This is a genomic window from Sphingobium scionense (genome assembly GCF_014197035.1).
GTDB lineage: Bacteria > Pseudomonadota > Alphaproteobacteria > Sphingomonadales > Sphingomonadaceae > Sphingobium > Sphingobium scionense.
Genome location: NZ_JACIEU010000008.1, coordinates 113,954 through 139,156 on the forward strand (window position 1 = coordinate 113,954; position 25,203 = coordinate 139,156).

23 protein-coding genes and 1 tRNA gene are annotated in these 25,203 nt (G+C 64.9%); 17 read left to right on the top strand and 7 right to left on the bottom strand.

The window, feature by feature from the left end; translation table 11 throughout:
- The first annotated feature begins 5 nt into the window (after positions 1–5).
- A complete protein-coding gene (locus GGQ90_RS11110) occupies positions 6–845 on the top strand; it encodes an SDR family NAD(P)-dependent oxidoreductase (RefSeq protein WP_188082225.1) in 840 nt (279 codons plus the stop codon).
- Here GGQ90_RS11110 and GGQ90_RS11115 read toward each other — a convergent pair.
- Positions 827–2,032 (bottom strand): TetR/AcrR family transcriptional regulator, encoded by a 1,206-nt coding sequence (locus GGQ90_RS11115; RefSeq protein WP_246428214.1) that lies wholly within the window; start codon positions 2,030–2,032, stop codon positions 827–829. The two genes, GGQ90_RS11110 and GGQ90_RS11115, sit on opposite strands and share 19 nt — an antisense overlap.
- A gap of 227 nt (positions 2,033–2,259) precedes the next feature.
- On the opposite strand from GGQ90_RS11115, the gene GGQ90_RS11120 reads away from it, so the two are divergent.
- From GGQ90_RS11120 to GGQ90_RS11160, 9 genes are all read left to right on the top strand, one after another.
- On the top strand, positions 2,260–4,524 hold the full coding sequence (locus GGQ90_RS11120) for a TonB-dependent receptor (RefSeq protein WP_188082227.1): 2,265 nt from the start codon (positions 2,260–2,262) through the stop codon (positions 4,522–4,524).
- A 21-nt stretch (positions 4,525–4,545) separates the two neighbouring features.
- Complete coding sequence (locus GGQ90_RS11125) at positions 4,546–5,637, top strand: tyrosine-protein phosphatase (protein ID WP_188082228.1); 1,092 nt, start codon at positions 4,546–4,548, stop codon at positions 5,635–5,637.
- Between the two features lie 120 nt (positions 5,638–5,757).
- Positions 5,758–7,170, top strand: a complete 1,413-nt coding sequence (gene astD, locus GGQ90_RS11130; RefSeq protein WP_188082229.1) for a succinylglutamate-semialdehyde dehydrogenase — start codon at positions 5,758–5,760, stop codon at positions 7,168–7,170.
- A gap of 255 nt (positions 7,171–7,425) precedes the next feature.
- Complete coding sequence (locus tag GGQ90_RS11135) at positions 7,426–8,238, top strand: class I mannose-6-phosphate isomerase (RefSeq protein ID WP_188082230.1); 813 nt, start codon at positions 7,426–7,428, stop codon at positions 8,236–8,238.
- Between the two features lie 321 nt (positions 8,239–8,559).
- Positions 8,560–11,286, top strand: coding sequence for a TonB-dependent receptor (locus GGQ90_RS11140; RefSeq protein ID WP_188082231.1), 2,727 nt, complete (start codon positions 8,560–8,562; stop codon positions 11,284–11,286).
- A 105-nt stretch (positions 11,287–11,391) separates the two neighbouring features.
- Positions 11,392–12,084 carry a DUF6250 domain-containing protein gene (locus GGQ90_RS11145; RefSeq protein ID WP_188082232.1) on the top strand — a complete coding sequence of 231 codons (693 nt, stop codon included), beginning with the start codon at positions 11,392–11,394 and terminating at the stop codon, positions 12,082–12,084.
- 23 nt (positions 12,085–12,107) lie between these two features.
- Positions 12,108–14,831 carry an exo-rhamnogalacturonan lyase family protein gene (locus GGQ90_RS11150; protein WP_188082233.1) on the top strand — a complete coding sequence of 908 codons (2,724 nt, stop codon included), beginning with the start codon at positions 12,108–12,110 and terminating at the stop codon, positions 14,829–14,831.
- Positions 14,832–14,845: 14 nt separating this feature from the next.
- A complete protein-coding gene (locus GGQ90_RS11155; protein WP_188082234.1) occupies positions 14,846–16,168 on the top strand; it encodes an oligogalacturonate lyase family protein in 1,323 nt (440 codons plus the stop codon).
- 69 nt (positions 16,169–16,237) lie between these two features.
- Complete coding sequence (locus GGQ90_RS11160; protein WP_246428215.1) at positions 16,238–16,789, top strand: lysozyme inhibitor LprI family protein; 552 nt, start codon at positions 16,238–16,240, stop codon at positions 16,787–16,789.
- Here GGQ90_RS11160 and GGQ90_RS11165 read toward each other — a convergent pair.
- The gene (locus GGQ90_RS11165; protein ID WP_188082235.1) at positions 16,786–17,355 is read right to left on the bottom strand and encodes a helix-turn-helix domain-containing protein; all 570 of its coding nucleotides are present in this window, start codon (positions 17,353–17,355) and stop codon (positions 16,786–16,788) included. The two genes, GGQ90_RS11160 and GGQ90_RS11165, sit on opposite strands and share 4 nt — an antisense overlap.
- A 134-nt stretch (positions 17,356–17,489) precedes the next feature.
- On the opposite strand from GGQ90_RS11165, the gene GGQ90_RS11170 reads away from it, so the two are divergent.
- From GGQ90_RS11170 to GGQ90_RS11180, 3 genes are all read left to right on the top strand, one after another.
- Complete coding sequence (locus tag GGQ90_RS11170) at positions 17,490–18,161, top strand: murein L,D-transpeptidase catalytic domain family protein (RefSeq protein WP_188082236.1); 672 nt, start codon at positions 17,490–17,492, stop codon at positions 18,159–18,161.
- 240 nt (positions 18,162–18,401) lie between these two features.
- Positions 18,402–19,133: a hypothetical protein gene (locus GGQ90_RS11175; RefSeq protein ID WP_188082237.1), complete on the top strand. Its 732-nt coding sequence runs from the start codon at positions 18,402–18,404 to the stop codon at positions 19,131–19,133.
- A 17-nt stretch (positions 19,134–19,150) separates the two neighbouring features.
- The gene (locus GGQ90_RS11180; RefSeq protein ID WP_188082238.1) at positions 19,151–19,825 is read left to right on the top strand and encodes a hypothetical protein; all 675 of its coding nucleotides are present in this window, start codon (positions 19,151–19,153) and stop codon (positions 19,823–19,825) included.
- 5 nt (positions 19,826–19,830) lie between these two features.
- On the opposite strand, the gene GGQ90_RS11185 is transcribed toward GGQ90_RS11180, so the two are convergent.
- The gene (locus GGQ90_RS11185) at positions 19,831–20,505 is read right to left on the bottom strand and encodes a hypothetical protein (protein ID WP_188082239.1); all 675 of its coding nucleotides are present in this window, start codon (positions 20,503–20,505) and stop codon (positions 19,831–19,833) included.
- 106 nt (positions 20,506–20,611) lie between these two features.
- Positions 20,612–20,911 carry a hypothetical protein gene (locus GGQ90_RS11190; RefSeq protein ID WP_246428216.1) on the bottom strand — a complete coding sequence of 100 codons (300 nt, stop codon included), beginning with the start codon at positions 20,909–20,911 and terminating at the stop codon, positions 20,612–20,614.
- Positions 20,912–21,102: 191 nt separating this feature from the next.
- Between GGQ90_RS11190 and GGQ90_RS11195 the strand changes: the two genes are divergently transcribed.
- Together GGQ90_RS11195 and GGQ90_RS11200 are read left to right on the top strand one after the other, a co-directional pair.
- Positions 21,103–21,639: a DUF4136 domain-containing protein gene (locus GGQ90_RS11195; RefSeq protein ID WP_188082241.1), complete on the top strand. Its 537-nt coding sequence runs from the start codon at positions 21,103–21,105 to the stop codon at positions 21,637–21,639.
- Between the two features lie 12 nt (positions 21,640–21,651).
- Positions 21,652–22,284: a YidH family protein gene (locus GGQ90_RS11200; protein ID WP_188082242.1), complete on the top strand. Its 633-nt coding sequence runs from the start codon at positions 21,652–21,654 to the stop codon at positions 22,282–22,284.
- Between the two features lie 27 nt (positions 22,285–22,311).
- On the opposite strand, the gene GGQ90_RS11205 is transcribed toward GGQ90_RS11200, so the two are convergent.
- Positions 22,312–22,941: a DNA-3-methyladenine glycosylase family protein gene (locus tag GGQ90_RS11205; protein WP_188082243.1), complete on the bottom strand. Its 630-nt coding sequence runs from the start codon at positions 22,939–22,941 to the stop codon at positions 22,312–22,314.
- 76 nt (positions 22,942–23,017) lie between these two features.
- Between GGQ90_RS11205 and GGQ90_RS11210 the strand changes: the two genes are divergently transcribed.
- Positions 23,018–23,335 carry a 2Fe-2S iron-sulfur cluster-binding protein gene (locus GGQ90_RS11210; RefSeq protein WP_188082244.1) on the top strand — a complete coding sequence of 106 codons (318 nt, stop codon included), beginning with the start codon at positions 23,018–23,020 and terminating at the stop codon, positions 23,333–23,335.
- Between the two features lie 9 nt (positions 23,336–23,344).
- Here the strand turns inward: GGQ90_RS11210 and GGQ90_RS11215 are convergent, their stop codons facing one another.
- Together GGQ90_RS11215 and GGQ90_RS11220 are read right to left on the bottom strand one after the other, a co-directional pair.
- Positions 23,345–24,112, bottom strand: a complete 768-nt coding sequence (locus GGQ90_RS11215; RefSeq protein WP_188082245.1) for a hypothetical protein — start codon at positions 24,110–24,112, stop codon at positions 23,345–23,347.
- An 83-nt stretch (positions 24,113–24,195) separates the two neighbouring features.
- Complete coding sequence (locus GGQ90_RS11220; protein ID WP_188082246.1) at positions 24,196–24,936, bottom strand: TrmH family RNA methyltransferase; 741 nt, start codon at positions 24,934–24,936, stop codon at positions 24,196–24,198.
- Positions 24,937–25,039: 103 nt separating this feature from the next.
- On the opposite strand from GGQ90_RS11220, the gene GGQ90_RS11225 reads away from it, so the two are divergent.
- Positions 25,040–25,126: transfer RNA gene (locus GGQ90_RS11225), tRNA-Tyr, on the top strand.
- Positions 25,127–25,203: the final 77 nt, after the last annotated feature.

Consider the following 25,203-nt stretch of genomic DNA (forward strand, 5'->3'; position numbering starts at 1 on the left):
GCGGCATGGCAGGGGAACTGGCGGGCAAGGTCGCCATCGTCACCGGCGGCGCGGGCGGCATCGGCCGGGCCACGGTGGAATTGTTCGTGGCGGAAGGGGCCAAAGTGCTGATCGCCGATCGCGATGTGGCGGCCGGCACGGCGCTGGCCGCCGCGCTCGGACCATCGGCGCTGTTCCTGGCCGTCGATGTCGCCGACCGGGCGCAGGTGCAGGCGATGGTCGCGCGCGCGGTCGATGCGTTCGGCGGGCTGCACATATTGTTCAACAATGCCGGGATCAGTTGCGCGCCCTTCCCGCATTTCCTGGATGACAGCCTGGCCGATTTCGACCGGGTGATGGGCGTCAATCTGCTGGGGCCAATGCTGGGGACGCAGGCGGCAGCGCGGCACATGAAGGATCATGGCGGCGGCGTCATCCTCAACAATGCCTCGATCGCGGGGCTGCTCGCGGGGCAGGCGATGATGAGCTATCGCGCGTCCAAGGCGGGGCTAATCCAATTCTCCAAGTCGGTGGCGATCGACCTGGCGCAGCATGGTATCCGCGTGAACTGCCTGGTGCCCGGCCATATCCGCACCAGCCTGTCTTCCTTCAGCGCGCAAGGGGCAGAGGCGGACCGGGCGGCGCGCGTCGACGCCGCGATCGATGCGGTCTACCTGTCCAACCAGCCCTTGAAGCGGCGCGGCTTGCCGGACGACGTGGCGCAGGCGGCATTGTTCCTGGCCAGCGACCGGGCGCGGCAGATCACCGGCATCGCCATGCCGGTCGAGGGCGGTGTGGTCGCCGGCGATCCGGTCAACCATCTGGAAGATATATTGGCGGCGCGGGCTCAGGTGCTTTCGGACTGAGCCGCGTCCGCAGCAGCGCGCACCATCGTGCGCAGGTCGAGCATGGTCTGTGCGCCGGCTTTCGCGGCTTCGGCCGGCGTCAGGCCGAAACAGGTCTTGCGTTGGCCCGATATGAAACCGGAAAAAATGGCTGCCTCCAATGGCGTGACGTCGCGGCCCAGGATCGCGCGCAGCAGGCCGCCGCTGGTGCGACCACGCCGATAGCGCAACTGGGGCGCAAAATCGCGCAGGTTGTCGTCGCGCGCCGTCGCGAGCATCAGTTCGTCGATCGCCGGCAGTATCCGGTCGTTGCGCGGCGGGGGATTGGAATAGCGCGCGAGCAACTGCTCGTCGGTCAGGGTCGCGGCCTCCGGCACGGTGCCGCCGCCCGATTCCACCGCCTTGCGATAGATCATCTCGAACGCCGCGCGGACCAGTTCGGCGCTGGACCGGAAATTATAGGAGACGACGCCCAGGGTCAGGCCGGCGCGCGCGGCGACGGCGCGATGGGTGAGGGCCGCCATGCCGTCCTGCGCGAGCACGTCGGCCGCCGCCTCCGCAATCTGTTCCATCGTGCCGCTGCTGATCGTCTGCTCGGGGAGCGCAAGGTCGGCCTGTTCGCGGGCGAAATGCCGCCAATGGCTGTGGCGCACCGGACGGCCGCACAGCCAGTCGTTCCAGCCCGCGCACACCTCTTCCAGCGCGGCGCGGTCGACCGGGCGGCGCCAGCGCATCAGATGGAGCGAGGCTTCGCCGTCGAACAGATAGGCGGTATGGGCGCCGCGTCCCGGATGACCGCAGCGGGTACAAATCTCTTCCCAGAAGGCACGCCACATCGCTGCCCAGTGATCGCAGACCGGCACATAGCGCAGCTCGCGCGCGGCGATCAGTTGGCATTCCCGCCAGGCGAAGGCGAGCCGGCGTGCCTCCTCGCACCATTGGTCGATCAGGGCCGCGAACAGGGCAGGGAAAGCGTCGCGCGATAATGGCAAGGCGCCGTCCAGTTCCGCCAGGCGTGCTGCGCACCAGCGTTCCGAATCGCGCTGGGCCTGTTCATGTGCGAATAGAAACAACTGTTCCAGGCCGCCAAAGTGATGGTAGATTCCGGACGCGGGTGTCTGGGCAATGCGACTGATTGCGCGCGCCGACGCGCTGCTGGCGCCGTTATATTCCCATATCTCCAGAACGGCCTGGCTGAGTCGTTCCATCGCACCGATTTCTGCGGTTTTTTCAAAATATCCAGCCGTCGCCATAGCGCCCTTTATGCCATATCCCGCTTAACTGGCAAAGGTCGCGCAGGGGCTGATCTTCCTGTCTTGTCCTTGTCATATTCCCCCTGTTCTTGTCATTAAACTGAGATACATATGTAACTGCGGATGCATACAAGCGTTCTAACTGCCCCTTCGAATTCAACATCATTCGGGGGATAAGCATCATGAATCGTTCGTCCGTCCTGCGCCGTCGCGCGCTCATTCTTGCCGGCGCCATGTTGATCGGCGCGGGTTTCACGGCCCAGGCCCATGCGGAGGAAGCGCCGCTTGACGAGGGAGATGCCGGCCTTGGGTCGATTGTCGTCACTGCGCAAAAGACCGAGACCAATCTGCAGAAGACGCCGATTGCCATTTCCGTGCTGGGCGCCGACGACCTCAAGGCACGCAGCGTGGTGAGCCTCAAGGATCTGGGCGATGGCGCGGTGCCCTCGCTGCGTATCGCCCCCTTCGCCTCGCGCAATTCGGCGCTGACCGTGGGCATTCGCGGCATCGTGCCGTTCGACGCCAACCAGCCCAGCCGTGACGCGGGCGTCGGCGTCTATATCGACGGCATCTATCTCGGCCGATCGCAGGGCCTGGGCACCGCCCTGTTCGATATTGAGCGGATCGAGGTGCTGAAGGGACCGCAGGGCACGCTGTTCGGCCGCAACTCGACCGGCGGCGCGCTCAGCCTTGTCAGCAAGAAGCCCACCGGCGAGTTCCATCTGACCCAGACCATGGGCGTGATGAACTATGACGGCTACAAGGTCGAAACCCATCTCGATCTGCCCAGCTTCGCCAATATCAGCGTCAAGCTGGACGCGCTGGTCACCAAGCGCGGCGGCACCACCGACAATCCGATGGCGGGCGAGGAGGATTATAACCAGCTCGATCAGCGCGGCATGCATGGCGCCGTGCTGTGGGAACCGAGCAGCAGTTTCAGCGCGCAATATGACTTCGACACCTCCTATGATGCGAGCACGCCTTATTATTTCCAGATGCTGGGCAAGTCGGACCGCCTGCCGGTTGCGGACATGGTCGAAGTCCAGCCCGATCGCGCCAAGACAGCCGATATCGGAGTGCCGATCCAGAAGAGCATCGGCAAGACCCATGGCCATGCGCTGCACATGGACCGGCAGGTCGCCGATGGCATCAATCTGCGTTCCATCACCTCCTATCGTGAACTGAGCCAGAGCCAGTATGATAATGGCGGCGCGCATCAGGGCGCGTTCGCGCCCAATGCCAAGTTCGCGCGCTACAGCCTGGCTGGCTTGAACCAGAATCAGTTCAGCCAGGAAGTGCAACTGGTCGGTTCGCTCTCTCGCGTCGATTTCGTCGCCGGCGCCTATTATTATCATGAAAAGGGGGATGACTGGGCCTGGGCGCCCTATACCATGCAGTGGGGCGCCACCGCCGCCGCCGCGCCGACCCGGCTGCCGACGCTGGAGGCCGGGCAGGTCACGCCCTATCCCGACCGCGCCAGCGACGCCAAGGCGGACAGCTTTGCCCTTTATGGCCAGGCGACCTGGACCCCCGCGATCCTCGATGATGCGCTGCATCTGACCGGCGGCGCGCGCTACACCCATGACAAGAAGAGCGGCGACCTGTTCAAGGTCAACGGCGTCGACAAGGATTTCCGTTTCGATATTTCCAGCAGCCGGGTCGACCCGACCGTCACTCTGGCGTTCGACGCGACCGACAATATCCATCTCTACGGCAAATGGGGAACGGCCTATCGCGCGGGCGGCGCCAATTCGCGCTCCGTCACCTATCGCGCCTATAAGCCCGAAGAGGTCGAAACCTCCGAAGTCGGCTTCAAGGGCGAGTTTCTCGACCATCATGTCCGCCTGAACCTGGCCGCCTACAAGACGATCTACAAGAATCAGCAGATCGATTTCAACGCGGTGCTGTCCGAAGTGCCGGGCGGCCCGACCCGCACCACGATCGAGACGGTCAATGTCGATGGCAATGGCACGATCAAGGGCTTTGAAGCAGACCTGGTCGTCATGCCGGTCGAGGGTCTGACTTTGACCGCGGCCTATGCCTACACCAAGGGCGACCTGGCACAGGCGGCCAACCCCTTTGCCGGCAATGCGCTGCAAACCGTGTTCGTGGTCTACACGCCCAAGAACGCCTTCAGCGGCGCGATCGACTATAGCCTGCCGCTCGACTGGGCGACGTTGCGTGCCCATGTCGATGCCAATGGCGGCGATGGCTATCATTCCCAGTCCAGCGACGCGGCCCTGACCGACTCCGCCTTCCTGGTGAATGCCCGCCTGTCGTTCGCCGACATCACGCTCAAGGGCGACGCCAAGCTCCAGATTTCGGCCTGGTCGCGCAACCTGTTCAATGAACAGCACACCTTCTTCCAGACCGGCTCCTCGTCGCTGCAACTGGGCATTTTCAACGAACCGCGCACCTATGGCCTGGAAGCCACGGTCCGCTTCTAAATCAGGGAGAGAGAAAAGATTATGCGCAAGATGATGATCCGCGCCGCACTGGCGGCGCTGCCCCTGGTGGTGCCCGCCGCAGCCCTTGCCGGCACCATCGTCGATCCGGTGGTGGAACGGGTGGCACCCGACAAGCTGACGATCCGCTGGAACGATACCGATGCCGTCGATGTGCTGCAGGCTGACCGGCCCGATGCCGTAGTCGCCGGCGCGACTTTGGTGTCGGCCAGGGCCAAGGACGGCGTGCAGGAGGTACAGGTGGCGCCCGGCACGCGGCCCTATTTTCTGCTGCGCGACAGCAAGAGCGGCGCGGTGACCCGCGTGGCCGAGCGTGTCCTGGTGATGGAGCAGTCCTCCAACTTCCGAGACCTGGGCGGCTATCCGGCGGCCGGCGGCAAGCATGTCCGCTGGGGCCAGATCTACCGCTCGGGCGGCCAGGCGATGCTGACCCCGACCGACGTGGCGCAGGTGAAGGCGCTGGGCGTCGCCAATCTGGTCGACCTGCGCTCGGACGAGGAACGGCTGTTCGCCCCGACCAAGCTGGACGGCATCGCCTATAATGCGGTCGGCTATTCGATGGCTGCGATGATGCAGGGCATGAAGTTCGATCCCAGGAATATGGACCCGGCCAAGCAGGCGGAGGGCTATGCCGGCACCTATCGCGGCATGCCGACCCAGTTGAAGCCGCAGCTGCGCATCCTCTTCGCGCGGCTGCTGTCGAAGGATGGGCCGCTGCTCTATAATTGCTCGGCCGGCCAGGACCGCACGGGCTTTGCCAGCGCGATGATCCTGTCGGCGCTGGGTGTGCCGCGCGATGTCATCTATCGCGATTATGTGCTGTCGACGCCGTCGCGCCGCCCGCAATATGAAGTGCCGCCGATGAGCGACGCCGTGGCCCAGAGCAGTCCGATCGCCGGCATGTTCGCGCAGATGCAGAAGGGCGGAGCGATGGCCAAGGCCAATCCGCTGGTGCTGCCCGACGGCACGCCCTTCCTGACCTATGCCTTTGCCGCGATCGACCAGAAATGGGGGTCGGTGGACGCTTATCTGGCCCAGGAAATCGGCCTGACGCCAGTGGACATCGCGGCGCTGCGCGCCACCTATCTGGAATAAGCATCACTCATTCCAGATATGCATGAAGGGCGCGGCGGGATTCATTATCCTGTCGCGCCCGCAAGGCGCTAGGAGGCGGGAAAGGGGTGCGCTATCCTTGTCCCGCTTTCTGGAGGCCATATGATTTTCCGTTCGATCGATCCGGCCAGCGACACGCTCCTGTGGGAAGGGGAGGCGGCCGATACCGCGAACTGCGCGGCGGCCGTCGCCCGTGCCCGTGCCGCCTTTCCGGCCTGGGCCGCGCTGCCGCAGGCGGAACGCGAGGATCATGTGCGGCGCTACAAGATACTGTTGTCGGACCGCAGCGACACCTTTGCCCATGCGATCGCGCGTGAAACCGGCAAGCCGCTGTGGGAAGCGAAGACCGAAATCGCCTCGATGATCGGCAAGGTCGACATCTCGATCGCGGCCCAGGCGGAACGTGCCGGATCGCGCGAGCAGGCGACCCCATTCGGCCGGGCGGTGCTGCGTCACAAGCCGCATGGCCTGATGGCGGTGCTTGGCCCCTATAATTTCCCCGGTCATCTGCCCAATGGCCATATCGTGCCGGCCCTGCTGGCGGGCGACGTGGTCATCTTCAAGCCGTCCGAACTGACCCCGTTGGTGGGCGAATTGATGGCAGAGGCTTTTCGTGATGCGGGCCTGCCCGATGGCGTCTTCACTTTGCTGCAGGGCGGACGGGACACTGGCGCAGCGCTGATCGCACAGGATATCGATGGCCTGCTGTTTACCGGATCGGCTGCGGCGGGCGCGCATTTCGCGCGCGTCATGGCCGATCGACCGGGCGTGATCCTGGCGCTGGAACTGGGCGGCAATAATCCGCTGGTCGCCTGGGATGGCGATGCCCAGGCGGTGGCCTCGATCATCGTCCAGTCGGCGTTCATCACCGCGGGCCAGCGCTGTTCCTGCGCGCGCCGGCTGATCCTGCCGCAGGGCGCGGCGGGCGACGCGATTCTCGACGCGACGGTGGCGTTGGCCCGGCGGCTGACGATCGGCGCCTGGGACAGCCAGCCCGAACCCTATATGGGCGCGCTGATCTCGGCTGATGCAGCGGCCCATGCCAGGGCGCGCCATGCCGCGCTGGTGGCGCTGGGCGGCGTCGAACTGCTGCCGCTGGAACAGCCGGCGGGACTGGGCGCGGCTTTCCTGACGCCGGGCATCATCGACATGACCGGGGTGGATGCGCCCGACGAGGAGATTTTCGCGCCGTTGCTGCAGGTGATCCGCGTCGCTGATTTCGATGCGGCGATCGCGGCCGCCAATGCGACCCGCTATGGTCTGGCAGCCGGGCTGGTGTCCGCCGATGATGGGCTGTGGGACCGGTTCCTGCTGGAAAGCCGGGCGGGCGTGGTAAATCGCAACCGGCCGACCACCGGAGCCACCGGTGCCATGCCGTTCGGCGGTCTGGGCGCATCGGGCAACCACCGCCCCAGCGCCTATTATGCCGCCGACTATTGCGCCTATCCGGTCGCCAGTTTCGAGGCGAGCGAGGTGCTGGACCTGACTGCCGATATCAAGGGCCTGGCGCGTTGATACAGGTGCTCCATATGAAATTCTAAGAGTCTGTTTGGAAATGCGCCTCCGGCGCATCCGCACCGGCCCACACCCCTCGCCCGGCCACCCATCAGGATATCATGTCTGGGCGGCCGGGTGGGGGGGGTGGGCCGGTGCCGCTCTTAAAAATGCGCTCTTTCGCGCCTTTCAAAACAGCTTCAGCGATGGAAGAAGATAAAGGCCGCACATGGATGATGACATGACAGCGATTGCCTTTCTGCTATGGCCAGGGACATGTCGTCCTATCGCCTGATTCCGAGCGCCGTCGAAAAACCTTGGGGACGCAGGGATTTGCCTGCCCCGTTCGACATGGTTACCGATCGACGCATCGGCGAAATCTGGTTCACCGCGGAAGCGCGAGTCGCACAGTCGCTGCTGGTCAAATATCTGTTCACCAGCGAAAAATTGTCGGTGCAGGTCCATCCCGACGATGCCCAGGCACAGGCCATGGGTCTGGCTGGCGGCAAGTCGGAGTGCTGGTATGTGCTGGCAACCGAAGGGGACGCCCGGCTGGGCATCGGTCTTACACGGAAGGTTGATGCCGATGCGCTGAGGGCAGCCGCGTTGGATGGCTCGATCGAGGCGTTGATCGACTGGAAGCCGGTGAAGCCTGGCGATTTCTATTATATTCCGGCCGGCACGATCCATGCCATTGGCGGCGGCATCACGCTGGTTGAAGTGCAGCAGAATAACGACGTGACCTACCGCCTGTTTGATTATGGGCGCCCCCGCGAATTGCATCTGGACGCGGGCATGGCTGTCAGTGCGCCCGAGCCCTATGGCCGGCTGCCACAGCATGTGGCCGGCGACAACTCCGTGATGCTGGTGGAGGAGGCCGGAGCGCCGTTCACGCTCGAAAGCCTGGTCCATGATACCGGTGAGATCGTGCGACGGGATCAGGGGCCGTTCTGGTTCATGCCGTTGCAGGGGAGCGGCCTGATCGACGGCCAGCCCTGGGTGGCGGGCGAATGCTGGTTGATCGAGGATAGGGCGGACATCGCCGTCGAACAGCCATTGCACGCTTTGTTGGCGCGACCCTCCGTCTGAACAATATGCCTCATTTCACAATCTGAAATGCGCTGGCGTTCGATCCGCCAGACGATTTTGCGCGGCTGGAGCATCCAGATTCGCGGCTAAGTTGCTGACAATATTTCATGGTCCATATAGTGGAACTGTGGTCCGTTATATAAACGGTTCGGCGATGATATTGCTCGTTTCATCGCAAAGGCAGCGCCAATCTTGTGTGTCCATATATAGATATAAAGACCCAATATATGGGATATCAAAGGGTTGCCGCGGCGGGGTCTGGTCGCGAACAACCTCAAACCCGTGCCCAAACGGGGGGGCACGCATAGGGAGGATGTTTAAGTGAGGTTTTCCAATTATCGCGCCTTGTTGTCGACGTCGGCCGTCGCCGCCGTCCTGCTGGGCGCCATGCCGGCCGCGGCACAAGACCAGCAGCAGGCCGAACAGCCCCAGCAGGCGCCCGAAGCGAGCAGCGAAGATATCGTCGTCACCGGTATCCGTTCCAGCCTGCAGGGCGCACTCAACGCCAAGCGCAACGCTGCCCAGGTTCTGGACGCTATTTCGGCCGAGGATATCGGCAAGTTCCCGGACAAGAATGTCGGCGAAGCGCTGCAGCGCGTCACCGGCGTCCAGCTGACCCGGTCGGACGGCGAAGGCTCCGGCATCACCATCCGCGGCGCTGATCCGTCACTGAACCGTGTTGAAATCAACGGTGTCACTGCCTTGTCCACCACCGTGGGCGGCGGCCGCGACGTCGATTTCCGCGATCTGCCTTCCGAATTCGTCAACCGCCTGGAAGTGGTGAAGTCGGCGACCGCCGACATGACCGAAGGCGGCGTCGGCGGCACCGTGCGCGTCATCACCCGCCGGCCGTTCGACAATGGCGGCAAGCCCTATCTGGCCGGCTCCGCCCAGGCCATCTATGCCGATATCGGCGACCATATGGACCCACGTCTGGCGCTGATCGGCAGCGATACCTTCGCCAATGGCACGATCGGCGTGCTGGTGTCGGGCACGTTCGAGAACCGCAATGTCGAAAGCCATCAGGCGCGCACCACCGGCTGGGTCCAGTTGGACAGCGATCCGAATACGGCCGGTATGCAGGCCTATGACCTCAACAATGACGGCGTCGGCGATTTCTTCCCCGACATTCCGCGCTATGTCATCAATCGCCTCGAAACCCGCCGTTATGCGCTGAACGGCATCCTGGAATGGCGCCCGAGCGACGATTTCAAGGCCTATGTCGAAAGCAACTGGACCAAGTCGATCCAGTCGGTGACCTCGCAATATCTGCAGACCGGAACCAGCGGCGGCATCGTCGATACCGCAAACACCATCATCGGGCCGGACAACACGGTCGACTATCTGGTGATGACCAACAATACGTCGAAGGCGCAGACCAGCCAGCTGGGCGTGTCCTATCGCAACATTTTGGGCGACATCAAGCGCACCACCTATAACATCGCGCTGGGCGCCGACTGGACGACGGGCAACCTGACGCTGACGCCGAAAGTCTCGCTGTCCAAGGCCAAGGCCTATAATAACGAGATCAATGCGACCGCTGCCGTTACCGGCATGTCCAGCCTGATCGTCGACTACCGCAATGGCCAGAATGCGCCGCAGATCATCCTGCCCAATGATCCGACCACCACGGCCGGCATCAACCAGCTGACCGTGCTGCGCCGTCCGCGCTATGACGACCAGACCGAGAAGATGGCCAAGCTGGACGCGGAATATAAGACCGACGGCGGCTTGTTCACCGCGTTCAAGATCGGTGGCCAATATCGCGACCTGACGGTCAAGAGCCGTTTTTACACTCGCACCACGACGCTCAATGGCTTCAGCGATCCGGCGGTGCAGTCGCGGATCGACAGCATCGTCAGCGGCAATGCGGCGCTCGGCACCTCGCCCTTCTTCCACACCGGCGATCTGGGCTTTACCGGCGACTATAGCGGCTGGCTGAACATGACCCAGGGCGTGGCCGATGCGGTCGGTATCCCCGATCCCTTCGCGGAAGGCGGCTGCCCGGCCAATGCCGACGGCACCTGCCAGGTCTATACCGACACCTGGAAAGTCGGCGAACGCAACCTGGCCGGCTATGGCCAGGCGAACTTCGCCTTCGATGTCGGCCCTGTACCGGTCAGCGGCGTGATCGGCGCCCGCGTCGTCAATACCAAGGTCAACACCTCGGGCTATCTCAGCACCGGTGGCGTGATTTCACCGGTATCCTATGACAGCAACAACACCGAATTCCTGCCCTCGATCAACATGAAGGCGGAACTCATTCCCAACAAGCTGATGGCGCGTGCGACCGCGACCGAAGTGATGGCCCGTCCGCTGCCGCAGCAACTGGCACCGCGCTTCACCATCGACGTGGTCGGCCTGTCGGGTTCGCGCGGCAACCCGGATCTGCAGCCGTTCCGTGCTCGCCAATATGATGCCGGCCTGGAATATTATATCAATCGCACCAGCTTCGCGTCGGTCACCTATTTCCGCAAGGAAATCAGCTCGTTCATCCAGAACACGACCGAGCCCTACACCGATGCCAGCGGCGTCACCTACGCCATCACCGTGCCCACCAACGGCACGCAGAAGGTAACGATCAACGGCGTGGAAGCCGGCGCGCAGATCGCGTTCGACTTCATCGACGTGCCGGTGCTCAAGCAGATGGGCGTGGTCGCCAACTATACCTATTCCAAGGATAGCGGATACGAAGGGAAGGATTATTTCACCGGCGATTCCCTGCCGTTCCAGGGCCTGTCGCGCAAAGCCTACAATATCTCGGCCTATTATGAGGACGACGTCGTCAGCCTGCGGGGCGCCTATAACTGGCGGTCCAAATATCTGATCACGGCGCAGGGCCGCGGCAACAATCCCGAGTTTGGCGAAGCCTATGGCCAGCTCGACGCGTCGCTCAACGTCACGCTGATGCCGGGCATCTCGATGTTCCTGGAAGGCGTCAACCTGCTCGACGCGACGCGCAAGGAAAATGCCAACAGCGTCGAACGCCGCACCATCATCGAGACGGTCGGCCGCCGCGTCTATGGCGGTATCCGCTTCAAGCTCTGACGTGCGCGCATGGCCTGGCCTCCCCCAGGTCATGCGACAGGCTGCGGGTCGGGACATGCCCGACCCGCAGCCTCATTTTTTCAAGATATAGCGGGACAGGTCGCCATGTTCTCTCGCCGCACCCTCCTTGCATCGCTGGCGCTGGCGCCGATCGCCGGCCCGTTGAACGCCGCCGCGCGCAAGCCGCTGTGGCGCGACGATTTCCGCCATGGCCTCAAACAATGGCAGCTGGAGGCGGTTGGCGACGCGCGCGTCAGCGCACAGGACGGGCTGCTCGATATTGTCGCGCCCAAGGGACTGACGCTCTGGTTCCGCAAGCAACTGAGCGGCCCGGTCGCGATCCGCTATGATGTGCGCGCCGTGTCGGCCGACGGCCCCTATGACGAGGTCAGCGACGTCAACGCCTTCTGGATGGCGCGCGACCCGGCGGTGCCCGGCGGATCGGCGCTCGGCCGCATGCGCAGCGGCACGTTCGAGGATTATGACAGCCTCCAGACCTATTATGTCGGCATCGGCGGCAACCGGAACAGCACCACGCGGATGCGCCGCTATGTCGGCGAACCGGGCCATCGTCCGCTGCTGCCGGAGCATGACCGCACCGACAAGGCGGCGATGCTGGTGCCCAATCAGTGGCTTTCGATCGGCCTGATCGCCAACGACTCTCATATCGCGGTGGAGCGGGACGGGGCGACCCTGTTCACGCTCGACGATCCCGATCCCTATCGCAGCGGCCATTTCGGCCTGCGCACGACGCAGAGCCATCTCCAGGTCCGCAACTTCACCATCACCAAGATCTGAACAACAAAACAAGGGAGAGCAACGTGGATATCAGGGCGGGGATCAGCCGGCGCGACAGCCTGAAGGCCGGATTGATGGCGAGCGCGACCGCGCTGTTGCCGGGCGCTGCGCAGGCGGCAACCAGCGCGCGTGGCGGCGCGATGCCGGAAACCCCGGTCCGCTGGATCGACGATGCTGCCCCGCCGCTCTCGCTCGGCCAGACCTTCGGCGTGCCATGGCCGCGCGGCGTGCTGCGCGCGGGCAAGCCGCTGTCGGTGCAGGGCGCCGATGGCACCGCTCTGCCCTCGCAACACTGGACGCTGGCCACCTGGCCTGACGGCTCGATCAAATGGACCGCCCATGCGCTGGCCGCCGGTAGCGGCCAGCCCGGCGCGCTGCGGGTGGTGCAGGGCAAGCCCGCCGCGCCGCAAGCGCCGGTACTGGTGCGCGAACTCGCCGACCGGATCGAGATTCAGGTCGGGGCGCTGCGCTGGAGCATCGGCCGTTCGGGGAATGCGATCATCCAGTCGGCGCAGCAGGGCGGTCGCACCGTCGTTGGTCCCCTGACCCTGGTCGCCAGCGTCGACAGCGCGCCCGAAGGTGGCACCCGCACGCAATTTACCGGTCGCATCACCAGCGCCACGGTCGAGCAGAAGGGACCGATCCGTGCGGTGGTCAAGCTCACCGGCATACATGAAGGACAGGGGCATGAAGGGCAGGGGCGACAGATATTGCCCTTCACCCTGCGCCTCTATGCCCATGCCGGCGGCGATCATCTGCGCATCGTCCACAGCTTCATCTTCGATGGCGATCCGGCGAAGGATTTCATCAGCGGCATCGGCCTGACCGCCGCCGTGCCGATGGCAGGCGCCGCGCATGACCGTCATGTCCGCCTCGCCACCGCCGACGATGGCCTGTTCAGCGAAGCGGTGCGGCCGCTCACCGGCCTGCGCCGCGATCCGGGCAAGGCCGTGCGCGCCGCGCAGATCGCCGGCAAGGCGGTGCCGATGGACGCGATGGCGCCGGGCGTCGCCAAGCTGCTCGATCGCATCCCGACCTGGGGCGATTTCGACCTGACCCAATTGTCGGCCGACGGCTTTGCCATCGCCAAGCGCACGCAGGACGGCCATGCCTGGGTCGATTCCGTCGCCGGTAGCCGGTCGCAGGGCCTGGGCTATATCGGCTCGCCCCAGGGCGGCGCGGCGATCGCCACCCGCTATTTCTGGCAGCGCCACCCGTCCCAGATCAGCATTCGCGACGCTGAAAGCGACATGGCGACACTGACAGCCTGGCTCTGGTCGCCCGACGCCAAGCCGATGGACATGCGCTCCTATCGCGGCGTCCTGGGGATGGAGGGCTATGACGCCCAGAATGAAGGGCTCGACATCACCTATGAGGATTATGAGCCCGGCTGGGATGCCGCAACCGGCGTCGCGCGCACCAGCGAACTGACGCTGTGGGCCTGCGCCGCCACCCCCTCGGCCGATGCGCTGGCCGCCATGGCCCAGGCGAACGCCGTGCCACCGCAGCTGATGGTGACGCCCGATCGCATCCATGCCGCTGGCGTCTTCGGCATCTGGAGCCTGCCCGACCGGTCCAGCCCCATGAAGGCGCGGATCGAGGACCAGAATGCCAATCTGGTCGACTTCTATGTGGGTGAGGTGGATCGCCGTCGCTGGTATGGTTTCTGGAACCATGGCGACATCATGCACACCTATGATTTCGACCGGCATGTCTGGCGTTACGACATTGGCGGCTTCGCCTGGGACAATAGCGAACTGTCGCCCGACCTGTGGTTCTGGACCAGTGTGCTGCGCACCGGCAATGCCGCCGCCTTCCGCTTTGCCGAGGCGCTGACCCGCCATACCGGCGAGGTCGACGTCTATCATCTCGGCCGGTTCAAGGGGCTGGGCACGCGCCATGGCGTCCAGCACTGGAGCGACAGCAGCAAGCAGCCGCGCGTCAGCAATGCCATGTATCGCCGCATCTTCTATTATCTGACCGCCGACGAACGCGCCGGCGACCTGATGCGCGATCTGGTGACGTCCGACCTGTCGCTGGAGCATGTCGAGATCGGCCGCAAGGTGCCGGGCGCGCAGCGCAATCCGCTGCCGGCCGGGGTTATTGACCTCAGCTTCGGCACCATGTGGTGCTCGGTCGCCTCGGCCTGGCTCACCGAATGGGAGCGGACCGGCGACAAGAAGTGGCGCGAGCGACTGCTGAACGGCATGGATAGCATCGGTCGCCTCAAATATGGCTGGCTGGCGGGCAGCGTCCCCTATGACCTCAAGACCGGGCGCTTCATGGGGGCGGGGGACAAGATGTCCATCTCGCACCTCAATGCCGTGTTCGGCGCGCTGGAGGTGAATGCCGAGCTTCTCGACCTGCTCGACGTGCCGCGCTATCGCACCGCCTGGCTCGATTATTGCCGCTGGTTCAATGCCTCGCCGCAGGAGTGGAAGGCGAAGTTCGACCAGCCTTTCGGCCGCCGCAACCTGAAGGAAGGCCATTCGCGCCTGACCGCCTATGTCGCGCGCGAGACCGGCGACAGGGAACTGGCGGTCCGGGCCTGGAAGGAGTTTCTGGGCGGCGAAGCGGGGCTTGGCCTGTCGACCGGCGATCCGCGCGTGGCGCTGAAGGGGCCGGCCTATGTCCGCCCGATCGTCGAATGGCCGGACGTTTCCACCAATGCGGCGGCCCAATGGGGGCTTGCCGCGATACAGAATCTGGCGCTCATTCCCGACGCGCTCGCCGACGCTGCCAAGTGATGAAGGGCCTTAAGATGAAGACGATGATGATCGCCCTGATGGCGGGGCTGATGGTGAGCGCGGCGACCCCGGCGTTGGCCAAGCCCGTGGCCGAATGGGTCGACCAGACCACTGGCCACCGCGTGCTGCGGCTGACCGATGTACCGGGCAGCGCCAGCCTTTATTTCCACCAGAACAGCTATACGCCGCAGGGCGACAAGATGCTGATCTCCACCCCCGACGGCATTTCGGTGCTGACCTTGGCCGACTGGAGCATCAGGCCGCTGGTCAAGGGCAAGGATATCCAGCTGCTCTTCACCGGGCGCAAGACGCGCACGGCCTATTATGCCAGCCACAGGCGCGACGATGGCGCCGGCGCGACGACGCTTTATGCTGTCGATATCGACAGCGGCAAGGTGCGCAAGATCGCGACCGTCGATCGCGGTTCGATCGGCTCGATCAATGCGGACGAGACGCTGCTGCTCGGCCAGTGGGCGGCGAGCGACAAGCCGCTCCAGCCCGACGGCACCCAGAAGCGCGCCGCGCCGGAGATCAAGCAGCAGTTCGGCCAGGCCAATTATGCTGCCAACGGCCCGGACGGAAAGCCGCTCAGCTTTGCCGAGGCGAAGGAAGTGCGCCTCAACGAGCGGCTGGAAGCGCGCATCCCGATGGAGATCTTCACCATCGACATCCGCACCGGGGAGCGCAAGGTGGTGGTCGCCTCGACCGACTGGCTCAACCATATCCAGTTTTCGCCGACCGACCCCGGCCTCATCATGTATTGCCATGAAGGCCCCTGGCACAAGGTCGACCGGATCTGGACGATCCGCACCGACGGCAGTGGCCAGCAACTGGTCCACAAGCGCACCATGAACATGGAAATTGCCGGCCACGAGTTCTTCTCGCCCGACGGCAAGTGGATCTGGTATGATCTGCAGACGCCGCGCGGCGAGGTGTTCTGGCTGGCCGGCTATGAGCTGGCGACCGGGCATCGGCAGTGGTTCAAGGTCGACCGCAACCAATGGTCGGTCCATTATAACCAGGCCCCCGACCTTCAGCATTTCTCCGGCGACGGCGGCGACAGCGAAATGGTCGCCCATGCCCCTGACGGCAAATATCTCTATCTCTTCACGCCCCAGGCCATTCCAGACGTCGCCGGCATCCATGCCGACAATGCCGCCGACCTGATCGCGCCGGGCACCTTCGGCATCGAGAAGATCGTCGACATGCGACGCCATGACTATCGGCTGGAGCCCAACATCACCTTCACCCCCGACGGCAAGTGGATGATCTTCCGCTCCAACATGGACGGCGCGCCGCAAATCTACGCGGCGGAGATCGCCAAGCCGGCGCACTGACGACGGGCGATTGCCGGGCGGGGCGTCGCTGGCCTATGGTCGGGGCGCCCCGCGTGAAAGGCTGACGTCATGATGCGTGCCCGGCTCTGCTATCTGCTGTTGTTCCTGACGCCGGTTGCGGCCGATGCCGTGCCGCCGCCGACCCCGGCCGATCTCGCCGGCTGCGAAGGATCGGCCTTCGTCGTGGACACGCTGGTCTGCGCCGACCCGGCGCTCAAGGCGGCCGATGCCCGTGTCCGGGTGCCCAGCGCGGATCAAGCCCGCCTGCTCGATGCCGCATCCGACTATGTCGAGCGGCAGGAGGCCTGGTTCCAGCGCCGCAACCGCTGCGCCTTCGCCGCCGACCAGCCCGCCTGTCTGCGCGACGCCTATGTCGAACGGACGGTGGTGCTGGCGGCGCTGGCCCATGATTCTGCGCAGGACCGGGCCGGACAGTGCGGCACAATGGCGGTAAGGATCGGCATGGTGGAGGGCGCGACCATCATCCGCGACGACAATCGCCTGGTTGCGGTGGCGCTGCCGGCGCCCCGCTCGTCGTGGCGCAATTTCGTAACGATGGACGCGCGCGGCAAGACATTGCGTCTGCGCCGGCCGGACGGCGCGCATATGGATTGTCGCTAATCCATCCCGTCCTCGCTGTGCATGATGTCGGCGCGGGTGATGGTGCCGCCCTGGCTGTGGACCACGGCCAGTCGCTTGCGGCCCTTGTCGCGGAAGCTGATCTCGCCGCTGTCGATCGCCGGATCGGCAATCATGATAAGTGCATCGAACACGCCGCGCGCCTCGCGCAATTCGGTCAGGATCGTCAGCAGTTCGTGCGAGGTGATGCGGGTGCCGCCTTCGCTGTCGGGCATCTGCTTCTCGATGATGCGGTGCAGCGCCTCGACGATCGCCAGCGTCGGGTGCAGCCGTTCGACCGAGACGGGCGCGGCCAGCGGCACGGCGCGAACATCGGCCAGCGCCAGATAGGGGTCGATCGCGCCGGGGCCGAAAACCTGCTCGATATTGGCAAGCGTCACGGCGTCCAGGTTGCTCGCCTCGTTGCGGGCATTCTTGACCGTGCCGGCCGAACAGCCGATCCGCTCCGCCAACTGGCTGTCGGACAGGCCATGGGCCTTCTGGATGCGCCGCACGATGGTGGCGACCGCTTCCCGATAGATGCCGTTCGATAGCCGCGTTCCGGCCATGTCCCGCTTCTCCCGCTTCGACGTGCCCCGCCCCAACAGGAATGCCGGGCCGGACGGGCGTGCGCAAGAGTTTGTGCGCTGCGCCCGATTCCGGCAAAGACCTTGGCGGGCCATGCACCCTAGTTGCACGATCCATGAACCCGGATCGCCGTCGTTTTCTCCTTTCCGCTTCCGCTGTGGTCGCGGGTGCTGTGGGCACTGCGCGTGCCACGGCGCCGGGACCGATTCGCGCCCTCAAGCCGATGTTGCCGGTCCAGCCTGCGGTCCCGACCGCGACGCCAACGCCGCCCGCGCTGGTCAGGCCCGCCCTGTTTGCGCAGGCGCGCGCCGCGATGGAACGGCATCCGCAGATCCGCAACCGGCATCGCATGGCGCTGGTCGATTTCACGGCGCCCTCGTCCGACCCGCGGTTGCACATCGTCAACATGCTCGATGGCACCACCACCTCCTATCTGGTGGCGCATGGCAGCGGATCGGACCCGGACCATAGCGGCTGGCTGGAACGCTTCTCCAACGCGCCCGGCTCCAATGCATCCTGTTCGGGCGCCTTCCTGACGGCCGATCCCTATGTCGGAAAGCATGGCCCGTCGCAGCGGCTTATCGGGCTCGATCCGACCAACGACAATGCGCTCAGCCGCGCGATCGTGTTGCATGGCGCCTGGTATGCCGAACCCACATTGGCCAGCGCGCGCGGCAAGCTGGGGCGCAGCCAGGGCTGCTTCGCGGTCGGTGACAGCGTCCGGTCGCAGGTTATGGCCCAGCTTGGCCGAGGCAGCCTGATCTACGCGGCCAAGCTGGTCGTCTGAATTTTGCAGTTGAGCGCGTCGCCCCAATCGACGCGCAGGTCCGTGCCGCCGCTTAACCCCTTTCGCGGTTGGCGCCATGGCCGTCCGGGAGCGGTCCTCGCATCGCTCCCGGATATCATTCCTCGGTATTTTTCCTGAGCGCTATCCACGGCTTTGCCGAATGCGTCGCACCGCCACTGCTGTAGCATGCGCCTGTCTGCGACTCCGCCGTCCGGTGTTGCAGGAACAGGGGAACTAAGGATGAAGCGCTTCTCGACCATCATGTCGGCGACGGCCTTGCTGGCTGCCGCCTTTCCGATCCTGCCGGCCCATGCCGCGCCACCGCGCGATGTCGACGATCTGGTCGGCGCGCGGGGCTCGTCCGGCGAAAGCGCGCTCCAGTCGCGCGGCTATCGCATCGCCAAACAGAATGGGCTTACCAACTATTGGTGGAACAGCGCGAAGGACCAGTGCATCCGCGTCGTCACCTATAATGGCCGCTATGATGCGATCGACAGCGCGTCGGACGGCGATTGCGGCCATGGCGGCGGCAATACGGCGGCAGCGGCGGTTGCCGGCGTCGCGGCGATCGGCCTGATCGCGGCGCTCGCCAGCCACAAGAAGAGCCATGGTGACAGTTCCGCCCAGCATGACAGCGAATATGAGCGGGGCTATCATGACGGCCTCTATGGCGGCGACTATGACCGCAACGACAGCGAAGCCTATCATTCGGGCTACTCGGCGGGCGAGGCGGAGCGGGATAATCGCCTGGCAGCCAACAGCCAGATCGTGCGCGGCGCCCCGGCGGCCGCACAGCGCGCCTGCGCGCGGCGCGGCGACGAGTATCAGAATGTGCCGGCGGGCAGTTCCGTGCCGGTCAGCGTCTATCCGCAGGGCGGCAATCGCTACGAGATCATCATTGCATCGGGCCATTATCGCGCGCGGTGCAGCGTGACGGGCGATGGCAATGTGATCTCGATGGATCCCTATTGATCGGAAGGAAGCGCGTCATGAGGAATGCAATGATCGCGACCGGCGCATTGGCGGCACTGGCCATGCCGGCCATTGCCCAGGCGCCGGTGCGCAGCGAGCGGGTGCAATTTTCCAGGGGGGCCGCGTCAAAGGTCATCAAGGCATCGCTCAAGGGCTATGACATCGTCGATTATCTGGTCGGCGCGCGCGCCGGCCAGACGATGAATGTGACCTTCAGGACCAGCAACGCCTCCAGCTATTTCAACCTGATGGCACCCGGCGCAGGGGAGACGGCGATGTTCGTCGGCTCGACCGCCGGCAACAGCTTTTCCGGCCGCCTGCCCGCCAATGGCGATTATCGAATCCGCGTCTATCTGATGCGCAACGCCGCGCGCCGCAATGAAGTCGCCAATTATACGCTGACGGTGGGCATTGCTGCGGCGGCAGCCACCGCTGCGCAGGCGATGCCGCCGGCAACCGGCCCCGCGCTGACGCCGGGCAATATGCCAGCTTATTGCCGGGGAGAGGCATCCAGCCAATATGGCACCCGCCCGGCCTATGTGAAGACCGGTGCGATCGCCAAGGCGCCCGGTGGCTTCTTCATCGACGGCACGGTCGACAAGGGCAGGGAAGGGATCAAGCGTTTCCGCTGTCGTTTCGATGCAGGGCGCCGCTTCGTCGATGTGATGGCGATGACGCCGGACGGCGAATAGCCGGTTCAGCCGCCCAGGATCAGGTAGCTCGCCGCGCTGTTGATCAGCGAGGCGAGCAGCCAGGTGCCCAGCACCGATCGGAACGCCTTGCCGGTCGATTTCCGGGTGCGACTGCGCAGCCAGATCGTCTCGATCCGCAAATACCAGATGATGGTGATGAGGCTGACGACCAACGCTGCGATCGTCACCTCGGCCTGGTTGAAGCGAGCGAGAATCGAGGCGATGCCCAGCACCAGCGCGGCCGGCCCGGCAATATAGCATTGGGCGTAGAAGGGCCGGCGCAGCGTGTCGCGATTGAGTTCCAGGCCCTGTGCCTTCAACCGTCGCACAGCGAACATCAGCGGATAGATGGCGAAGAGGAAGGCGCGCAGCACCAGCAGGTTCATTTCCGACGCGGTGATTGCCTTGCCAAGCCCGGTGGTCGCAACTTCGGGCATCTTCTGGTGCGACGCCACCTCGATCAGGTGCGACAGCAATATGGTCAGCATCAGGAACAGGGGCGGGCTCAGCATGTCGGTAAATTGCTGGTCAGGCGCATCCTCCAGTTCCTTGTCGGAATAGCGCAGCATCTGGATGGGATGGCGGATGGTCCGCCACAAGGTGCGGGGATAGAAGACCAGCCAGCTCATCGCCTCATAGAGAAATTCCTCCAGCGACTGGAACAGGCGTAGGAAATCCATCGACACTCCCGATATCTGCGGGCTGGGGATCCGCCGATCATGCCAGCCAACGGGGATCGACGCAAACAGGCCAAATTGTCGCCGCTCAACGCGGGACAGTGCAGCGTTAGCGGCTATTGGCGCGTTGCTGATCTGCCCGCACCGCCGGCTTGTCCGACGTCAGATTGTCGAGCCAGGGCAGGGCCGGTGGCGCCAGCCTGACGGTGGGCGTTGCATCCTGCGGTGCGCTCATGCCGCTTGCCGTGACCAGGGCCACACAAATGCCGGCGCCCGCTGCAACCATGGCAGACCAGTCTCTCACCATCGCACACAGCTCCCTCTGCTGGGCTGCGATCGGCAGGAAAGTTTCGCGATTGGCGCCGCGACTCACCCGTCCGAACGCTGGAATAAAGGGATGATCGCGCATTCCGAGGTGTCGCGCCATAGTGGATTTTGCGGGCCTATCCGGATCGGCCCGCGTTGGTGCGACAACGGCGTCTGAGTAAGATTTTCGTCCTCCGGCTAGGGATATAAGGGGCGGTCCCTAGGGGAGAATCCCGATGGCTGGCCGGGTGCCGGCTTGGCTATGCCCAGGGATATTCCAAGGGAGGTCGCGACATGTTCAGGCGCATATTCGTCACCGGTCTGCTGCTGGCGCTGGCCGGCTGTGCCACCACGCCGCGGGTCAATTATGATGCCGATCCCGCCGCCAATTTCACCGGCTATCGCAGCTATAGCTGGGCGTCGATCACCGTGCCGCAGGGCATGAACCCGCTGCTGTTCCAGCGCGTGAAGGCGTCGATCGACGCTGCGCTTGCGGCGCGGGGCTATAGCCAGGCCAATCCCGGCGAGTTCGCCATCGGCTTCACCCTGGGCGCGCGCGACCGGGTCGAAGTGACCGATTTCGGTCCCTATGCCACCTATTATCGCCCCTGGGGTGGTTGGGCCGGCTGGGGCGGCTATCGCAATGTCGATGTGCGCAACGTGACCGACGGCACGCTGACGGTCGACATCTATGATACCGGGACCAAGCAGCCGGTCTGGCATGGGACGGCCACCCAGGAGGTCAGCCGCAAGAGCCCCGATCAGGCAGTGATCGACAAGGCGGTGACCGCCGTGCTCGCCAATTTTCCGCCGCCGATCAAGACCAGGTGACGGGAGCGACCCATGGCTGAAACGCAGGAACCCAAAGGCGTGCCCGCCCGCCCCGCCCGCAATATGGGTGAGCCTGTCCCGCCCATTCCCGAAGCGGAAGCGGCGGCGTCCGACGACGCGTCGACGGTCTTTTCGCATTTTCGCACCGGTCTGTCGCGCCACCGCACGGGCCTGTCGGAACATCGCACCGACCTGTCCGAATATCGCACCGACCTGTCCGGGCATCGCACCGAAATGTCGATGCGCCGGACCGGCATGTCGTTCCAGCGCACCCGGATGAGCGCAGACCGCACCCTGATGTCGGAAATGCGCACCGCGCTGTCGCTGATCGGCTTCGGCTTCACCATCAATCAGGCATTCCAGAAGATGCAGGACGCGGGTAGCATCCAGAATGTCAACGCGCCGCGCAATTTCGGCGTGGCGCTGCTGATCTTCGGCATCGTGCTGCTGGCCGGCGGGATCGTGCGTCATGTCCAGTTCGCCACCGAATTGCGCGACCGGCGCAAGATCATGACGGAAGACGGGCTGATCTATTCCGACAGCCGCTTCCCGATCTCGGTAACTTTGGTGATTGCCGTCTGCCTGCTGGCGCTGGCGCTGGCAGCGGTGCTGGGCATCGTCTTCAACCTCGCCCTGCTGGGCTGAATCGCGGGGCCGGCGGTCCCGCTTCCCTTAGCTCTGCAGCATGTCCTGCCCACTATTATAATGGTGCCAGGCCATGATCGCGGCGGCACCGCGATGCGGGCGCCAGGCTTCGGCAAGGTCGCGGGTCAATTTCTCGCTCGGCCGCTCGCCCAGCCCCAATATCCGCCCGACCGCGATCTGCACGGCCAGGTCGCCGGCCGGCCAGATGTCGGGGCGGCCTTCGGCGAACAGCAGGTAGATTTCCGCCGACCAGCGGCCGATGCCCTTGATCTGCACCAGTTGCGCGATCGCGACCTCGTCGTCGGCGGGCAGGGCATGGAGGTCCAACGTGCCGTCCACCACCAGTTCGGCCAGGCTGCGGGCATAGCCCTGTTTCTGCCGCGACAGGCCGCACGCCCGCAGCGCATCGAAATCGCGCGCCAGCAGCGCTTCGGGCGTGCAGCCGATACCCAGCTCCGCCTCCAGCTTGCGCCAGACCGCTGCGGCGGACGCGACGCTGACCTGCTGGCCGACGATGGTGCGCAGCAACGTCTCATAGCCCGGCTCGCGCACACGCGGCACCGGATAACCGACGCTGGCGATCGCCGCACCGAACGCCGGCTCCGCCGCAGCGATAAAGTCCAGGCTGACGCGCAATTCTTCCGCCGTGCTCACCATGTCCGCCCGTCCAGCCCTTGATTTCGCCGCCGCTGTCCGTCAGAGCGGCGGAGATAAGTCCAAAAGGAATGGGTAGATGCCGAAGCTGATCGTGGTCAACCGTGATGGTGCTGAACAGACTGTTGAGGGGGACAAGGGTCTCTCGGTGATGGAAGTCATTCGCGATCATGGCTTTGACGAGCTGCTTGCGCTGTGCGGCGGCTGCTGCTCCTGCGCGACCTGCCATGTCTATGTCGACCCGGCCTTTGCCGACGCCCTGCCGGCGATGAGCGAGGACGAGAATGACCTGCTCGACAGCAGCGATCATCGCAACGACACCAGCCGCCTGTCCTGTCAGGTCGTGCTGAGCGACGCGCTCGACGGCCTGCGCGTCACCATCGCGCCGGAAGACTGATTCCTTACTTCAGGGCCTGACCCGTAACGTCGCGGCTGGCGCATCGCCGGTCAGCGGCGTGATGGTCCATATGATGCGCTTGCCCTCCGGCACGGTGGTTGCGCCCTCTTCCTGATTCTGGCTGACGATCTCCGCATCGGTGGTCAGCGTGAACGTGCCGTTGAGCGCCTTGGCGGCGGCGTCGCCCGATCCGCCACCCATGCCGGCCGGCCCCTGGCTCTTGTCGAAACCGTTGGAAAAGCCCGGTGCCTTCACCCGGACCCGGTCCGCCCCGCGCATTTCCACCGCGACGAAGGGCAGGACGATCTGCGCGTCGATGTTGAAGGGGAAGAGGAAGGCATGATCCAGCCTTCCGCTGATCGCATAGTCGATCGCGAATTTATGATCGCCCAGATACTGGACCGACCGGAACCCCCTTTCCTTGGTCAGGGCGCTCGCCATCGCCTGCATCTGTGCGTCGTCGCCGCTGGCCTTGTCGAACTGGGTGGTGGCAGGCGGCGCGGGCGTCTTGCTCTGGTTCTGCGCCACCTTCTGCAACACGGCCTCCTCGCCCTCGGGCGGGGTGACGCCTTCCAGCGGATCATCCTCCGCATCGCTGTTGAGGCCGCCCAGCGCCTTGTCCATGTCCGACGCCAATATCTCGCCCTTATAGGCAAAGGCGAAACTGCGGTCGGCGCGAATGTCGAGGGTGGAGGTGAAGCTGCCGGGTGTCACCAGGCATCCGGGCAACATCAGCAGCGCAGCCAGTGCGCCCGCCGCGCGGGACAATAGGACCATGGCGAACCCCCGCTCGTCTGCGCGACGATCCGGCAGGGCAGGGCGCCCTTGCCGGATCGTCGCAGATGGTGCCCGGCGGCCGCTTACCGGCTGGTGGCGGCGTAGAGGGCGATCGCCGCGGCGTTGGAGACGTTCAGGCTCTCCATGCGCGGGCTGATCGGCAGCTTAGCGATAATGTCGCAATGCGCCATGGTGTTGTGGCGCAGCCCTTCGCCCTCGGCGCCCAGCACCAGCGCGACACGCGATTCGCCGATCGCGTCGGCCAGCACGGTGTCGCAGTCGCCATCCAGGCCTATGCGCCAATAACCGGCCTCGGCAATCTCTTCGAGCGCGCGGGCCAGGTTCACCACCCGCACCCAGGGCACGGTTTCCAGCGCGCCCGACGCGGCGCGGGCCAGCACGCCCGATTCGGGCGGCGCATGCCGGTCCTGCGTGACGATGCACAGTGCGTCGAAGGCGGCGGCCGAACGCAGGATCGCGCCGACATTATGCGGGTCGGTCACCTGGTCGAGCACCAGAATCGGGCGCCGGTCGTCCCGTCCCTGTTCCAGCACGTCGCCCAGCCAGACATCGTCCAGCGGTTCGACTTCGGCGACGATGCCCTGATGCGGCGCATCCGACGGCACCATGCGACCCATGTCGGCGACGTCGGAATAGACGATCGGCAACACGGGCGGCAGGTCGAGCGCGCCGATGGCTTCGCGCGTGCCCCAGATCTTGCGCACGATGCGGTTCGGGTTGGCGAGCGCGGCCGTGATGGCGTGGCGTCCGTAGAAGCGGGGGAAGGCGCCTTTCGGCTTGCCGGTACGATGTCCTCTTTTCATGTTTTCGCTCTTTTCACATCACCCCATTGACAGGCAAGCCTCCTTTCGCCATTGAGCCGCCTCCAGCGCGGCGGGACAGCAATTTTCCTCCGTGCAGGGCACTGGACAGGTGGCCGAGTGGTTAAAGGCAGCAGACTGTAAATCTGCCGGGGTTTCCCCTACGTTGGTTCGAACCCAACCCTGTCCACCATTGCCCTATTCGGCGCGCCGCCTCTTTCGGGTTTCCGGTCCGCGCGCCGCACCAGCCGAGCCCGTTACCGCAAGAGG

What these genes read in the sequence shown, in the direction of transcription:
- GGQ90_RS11175 (WP_188082237.1), top strand. Translation starts at nt 18,402, where the DNA reads ATGAAGCGCTTCTCGACCATCATGTCGGCGACGGCCTTGCTGGCTGCC.
- GGQ90_RS11180 (WP_188082238.1), top strand. Translation starts at nt 19,151, where the DNA reads ATGAGGAATGCAATGATCGCGACCGGCGCATTGGCGGCACTGGCCATG.
- GGQ90_RS11215 (WP_188082245.1), bottom strand. Translation starts at nt 24,112, where the DNA reads ATGGTCCTATTGTCCCGCGCGGCGGGCGCACTGGCTGCGCTGCTGATG.
- GGQ90_RS11165 (WP_188082235.1), bottom strand. Translation starts at nt 17,355, where the DNA reads ATGGCCGGAACGCGGCTATCGAACGGCATCTATCGGGAAGCGGTCGCC.
- GGQ90_RS11185 (WP_188082239.1), bottom strand. Translation starts at nt 20,505, where the DNA reads ATGGATTTCCTACGCCTGTTCCAGTCGCTGGAGGAATTTCTCTATGAG.
- GGQ90_RS11160 (WP_246428215.1), top strand. Translation starts at nt 16,238, where the DNA reads ATGATGCGTGCCCGGCTCTGCTATCTGCTGTTGTTCCTGACGCCGGTT.
- GGQ90_RS11135 (WP_188082230.1), top strand. Translation starts at nt 7,426, where the DNA reads ATGTCGTCCTATCGCCTGATTCCGAGCGCCGTCGAAAAACCTTGGGGA.
- GGQ90_RS11200 (WP_188082242.1), top strand. Translation starts at nt 21,652, where the DNA reads ATGGCTGAAACGCAGGAACCCAAAGGCGTGCCCGCCCGCCCCGCCCGC.
- astD (WP_188082229.1), top strand. Translation starts at nt 5,758, where the DNA reads ATGATTTTCCGTTCGATCGATCCGGCCAGCGACACGCTCCTGTGGGAA.
- GGQ90_RS11145 (WP_188082232.1), top strand. Translation starts at nt 11,392, where the DNA reads ATGTTCTCTCGCCGCACCCTCCTTGCATCGCTGGCGCTGGCGCCGATC.
- GGQ90_RS11190 (WP_246428216.1), bottom strand. Translation starts at nt 20,911, where the DNA reads ATGCGCGATCATCCCTTTATTCCAGCGTTCGGACGGGTGAGTCGCGGC.
- GGQ90_RS11205 (WP_188082243.1), bottom strand. Translation starts at nt 22,941, where the DNA reads ATGGTGAGCACGGCGGAAGAATTGCGCGTCAGCCTGGACTTTATCGCT.
- GGQ90_RS11125 (WP_188082228.1), top strand. Translation starts at nt 4,546, where the DNA reads ATGCGCAAGATGATGATCCGCGCCGCACTGGCGGCGCTGCCCCTGGTG.
- GGQ90_RS11155 (WP_188082234.1), top strand. Translation starts at nt 14,846, where the DNA reads ATGAAGACGATGATGATCGCCCTGATGGCGGGGCTGATGGTGAGCGCG.
- GGQ90_RS11220 (WP_188082246.1), bottom strand. Translation starts at nt 24,936, where the DNA reads ATGAAAAGAGGACATCGTACCGGCAAGCCGAAAGGCGCCTTCCCCCGC.
- GGQ90_RS11110 (WP_188082225.1), top strand. Translation starts at nt 6, where the DNA reads ATGGCAGGGGAACTGGCGGGCAAGGTCGCCATCGTCACCGGCGGCGCG.
- GGQ90_RS11195 (WP_188082241.1), top strand. Translation starts at nt 21,103, where the DNA reads ATGTTCAGGCGCATATTCGTCACCGGTCTGCTGCTGGCGCTGGCCGGC.
- GGQ90_RS11170 (WP_188082236.1), top strand. Translation starts at nt 17,490, where the DNA reads ATGAACCCGGATCGCCGTCGTTTTCTCCTTTCCGCTTCCGCTGTGGTC.
- GGQ90_RS11115 (WP_246428214.1), bottom strand. Translation starts at nt 2,032, where the DNA reads ATGGAACGACTCAGCCAGGCCGTTCTGGAGATATGGGAATATAACGGC.
- GGQ90_RS11120 (WP_188082227.1), top strand. Translation starts at nt 2,260, where the DNA reads ATGAATCGTTCGTCCGTCCTGCGCCGTCGCGCGCTCATTCTTGCCGGC.
- GGQ90_RS11210 (WP_188082244.1), top strand. Translation starts at nt 23,018, where the DNA reads ATGCCGAAGCTGATCGTGGTCAACCGTGATGGTGCTGAACAGACTGTT.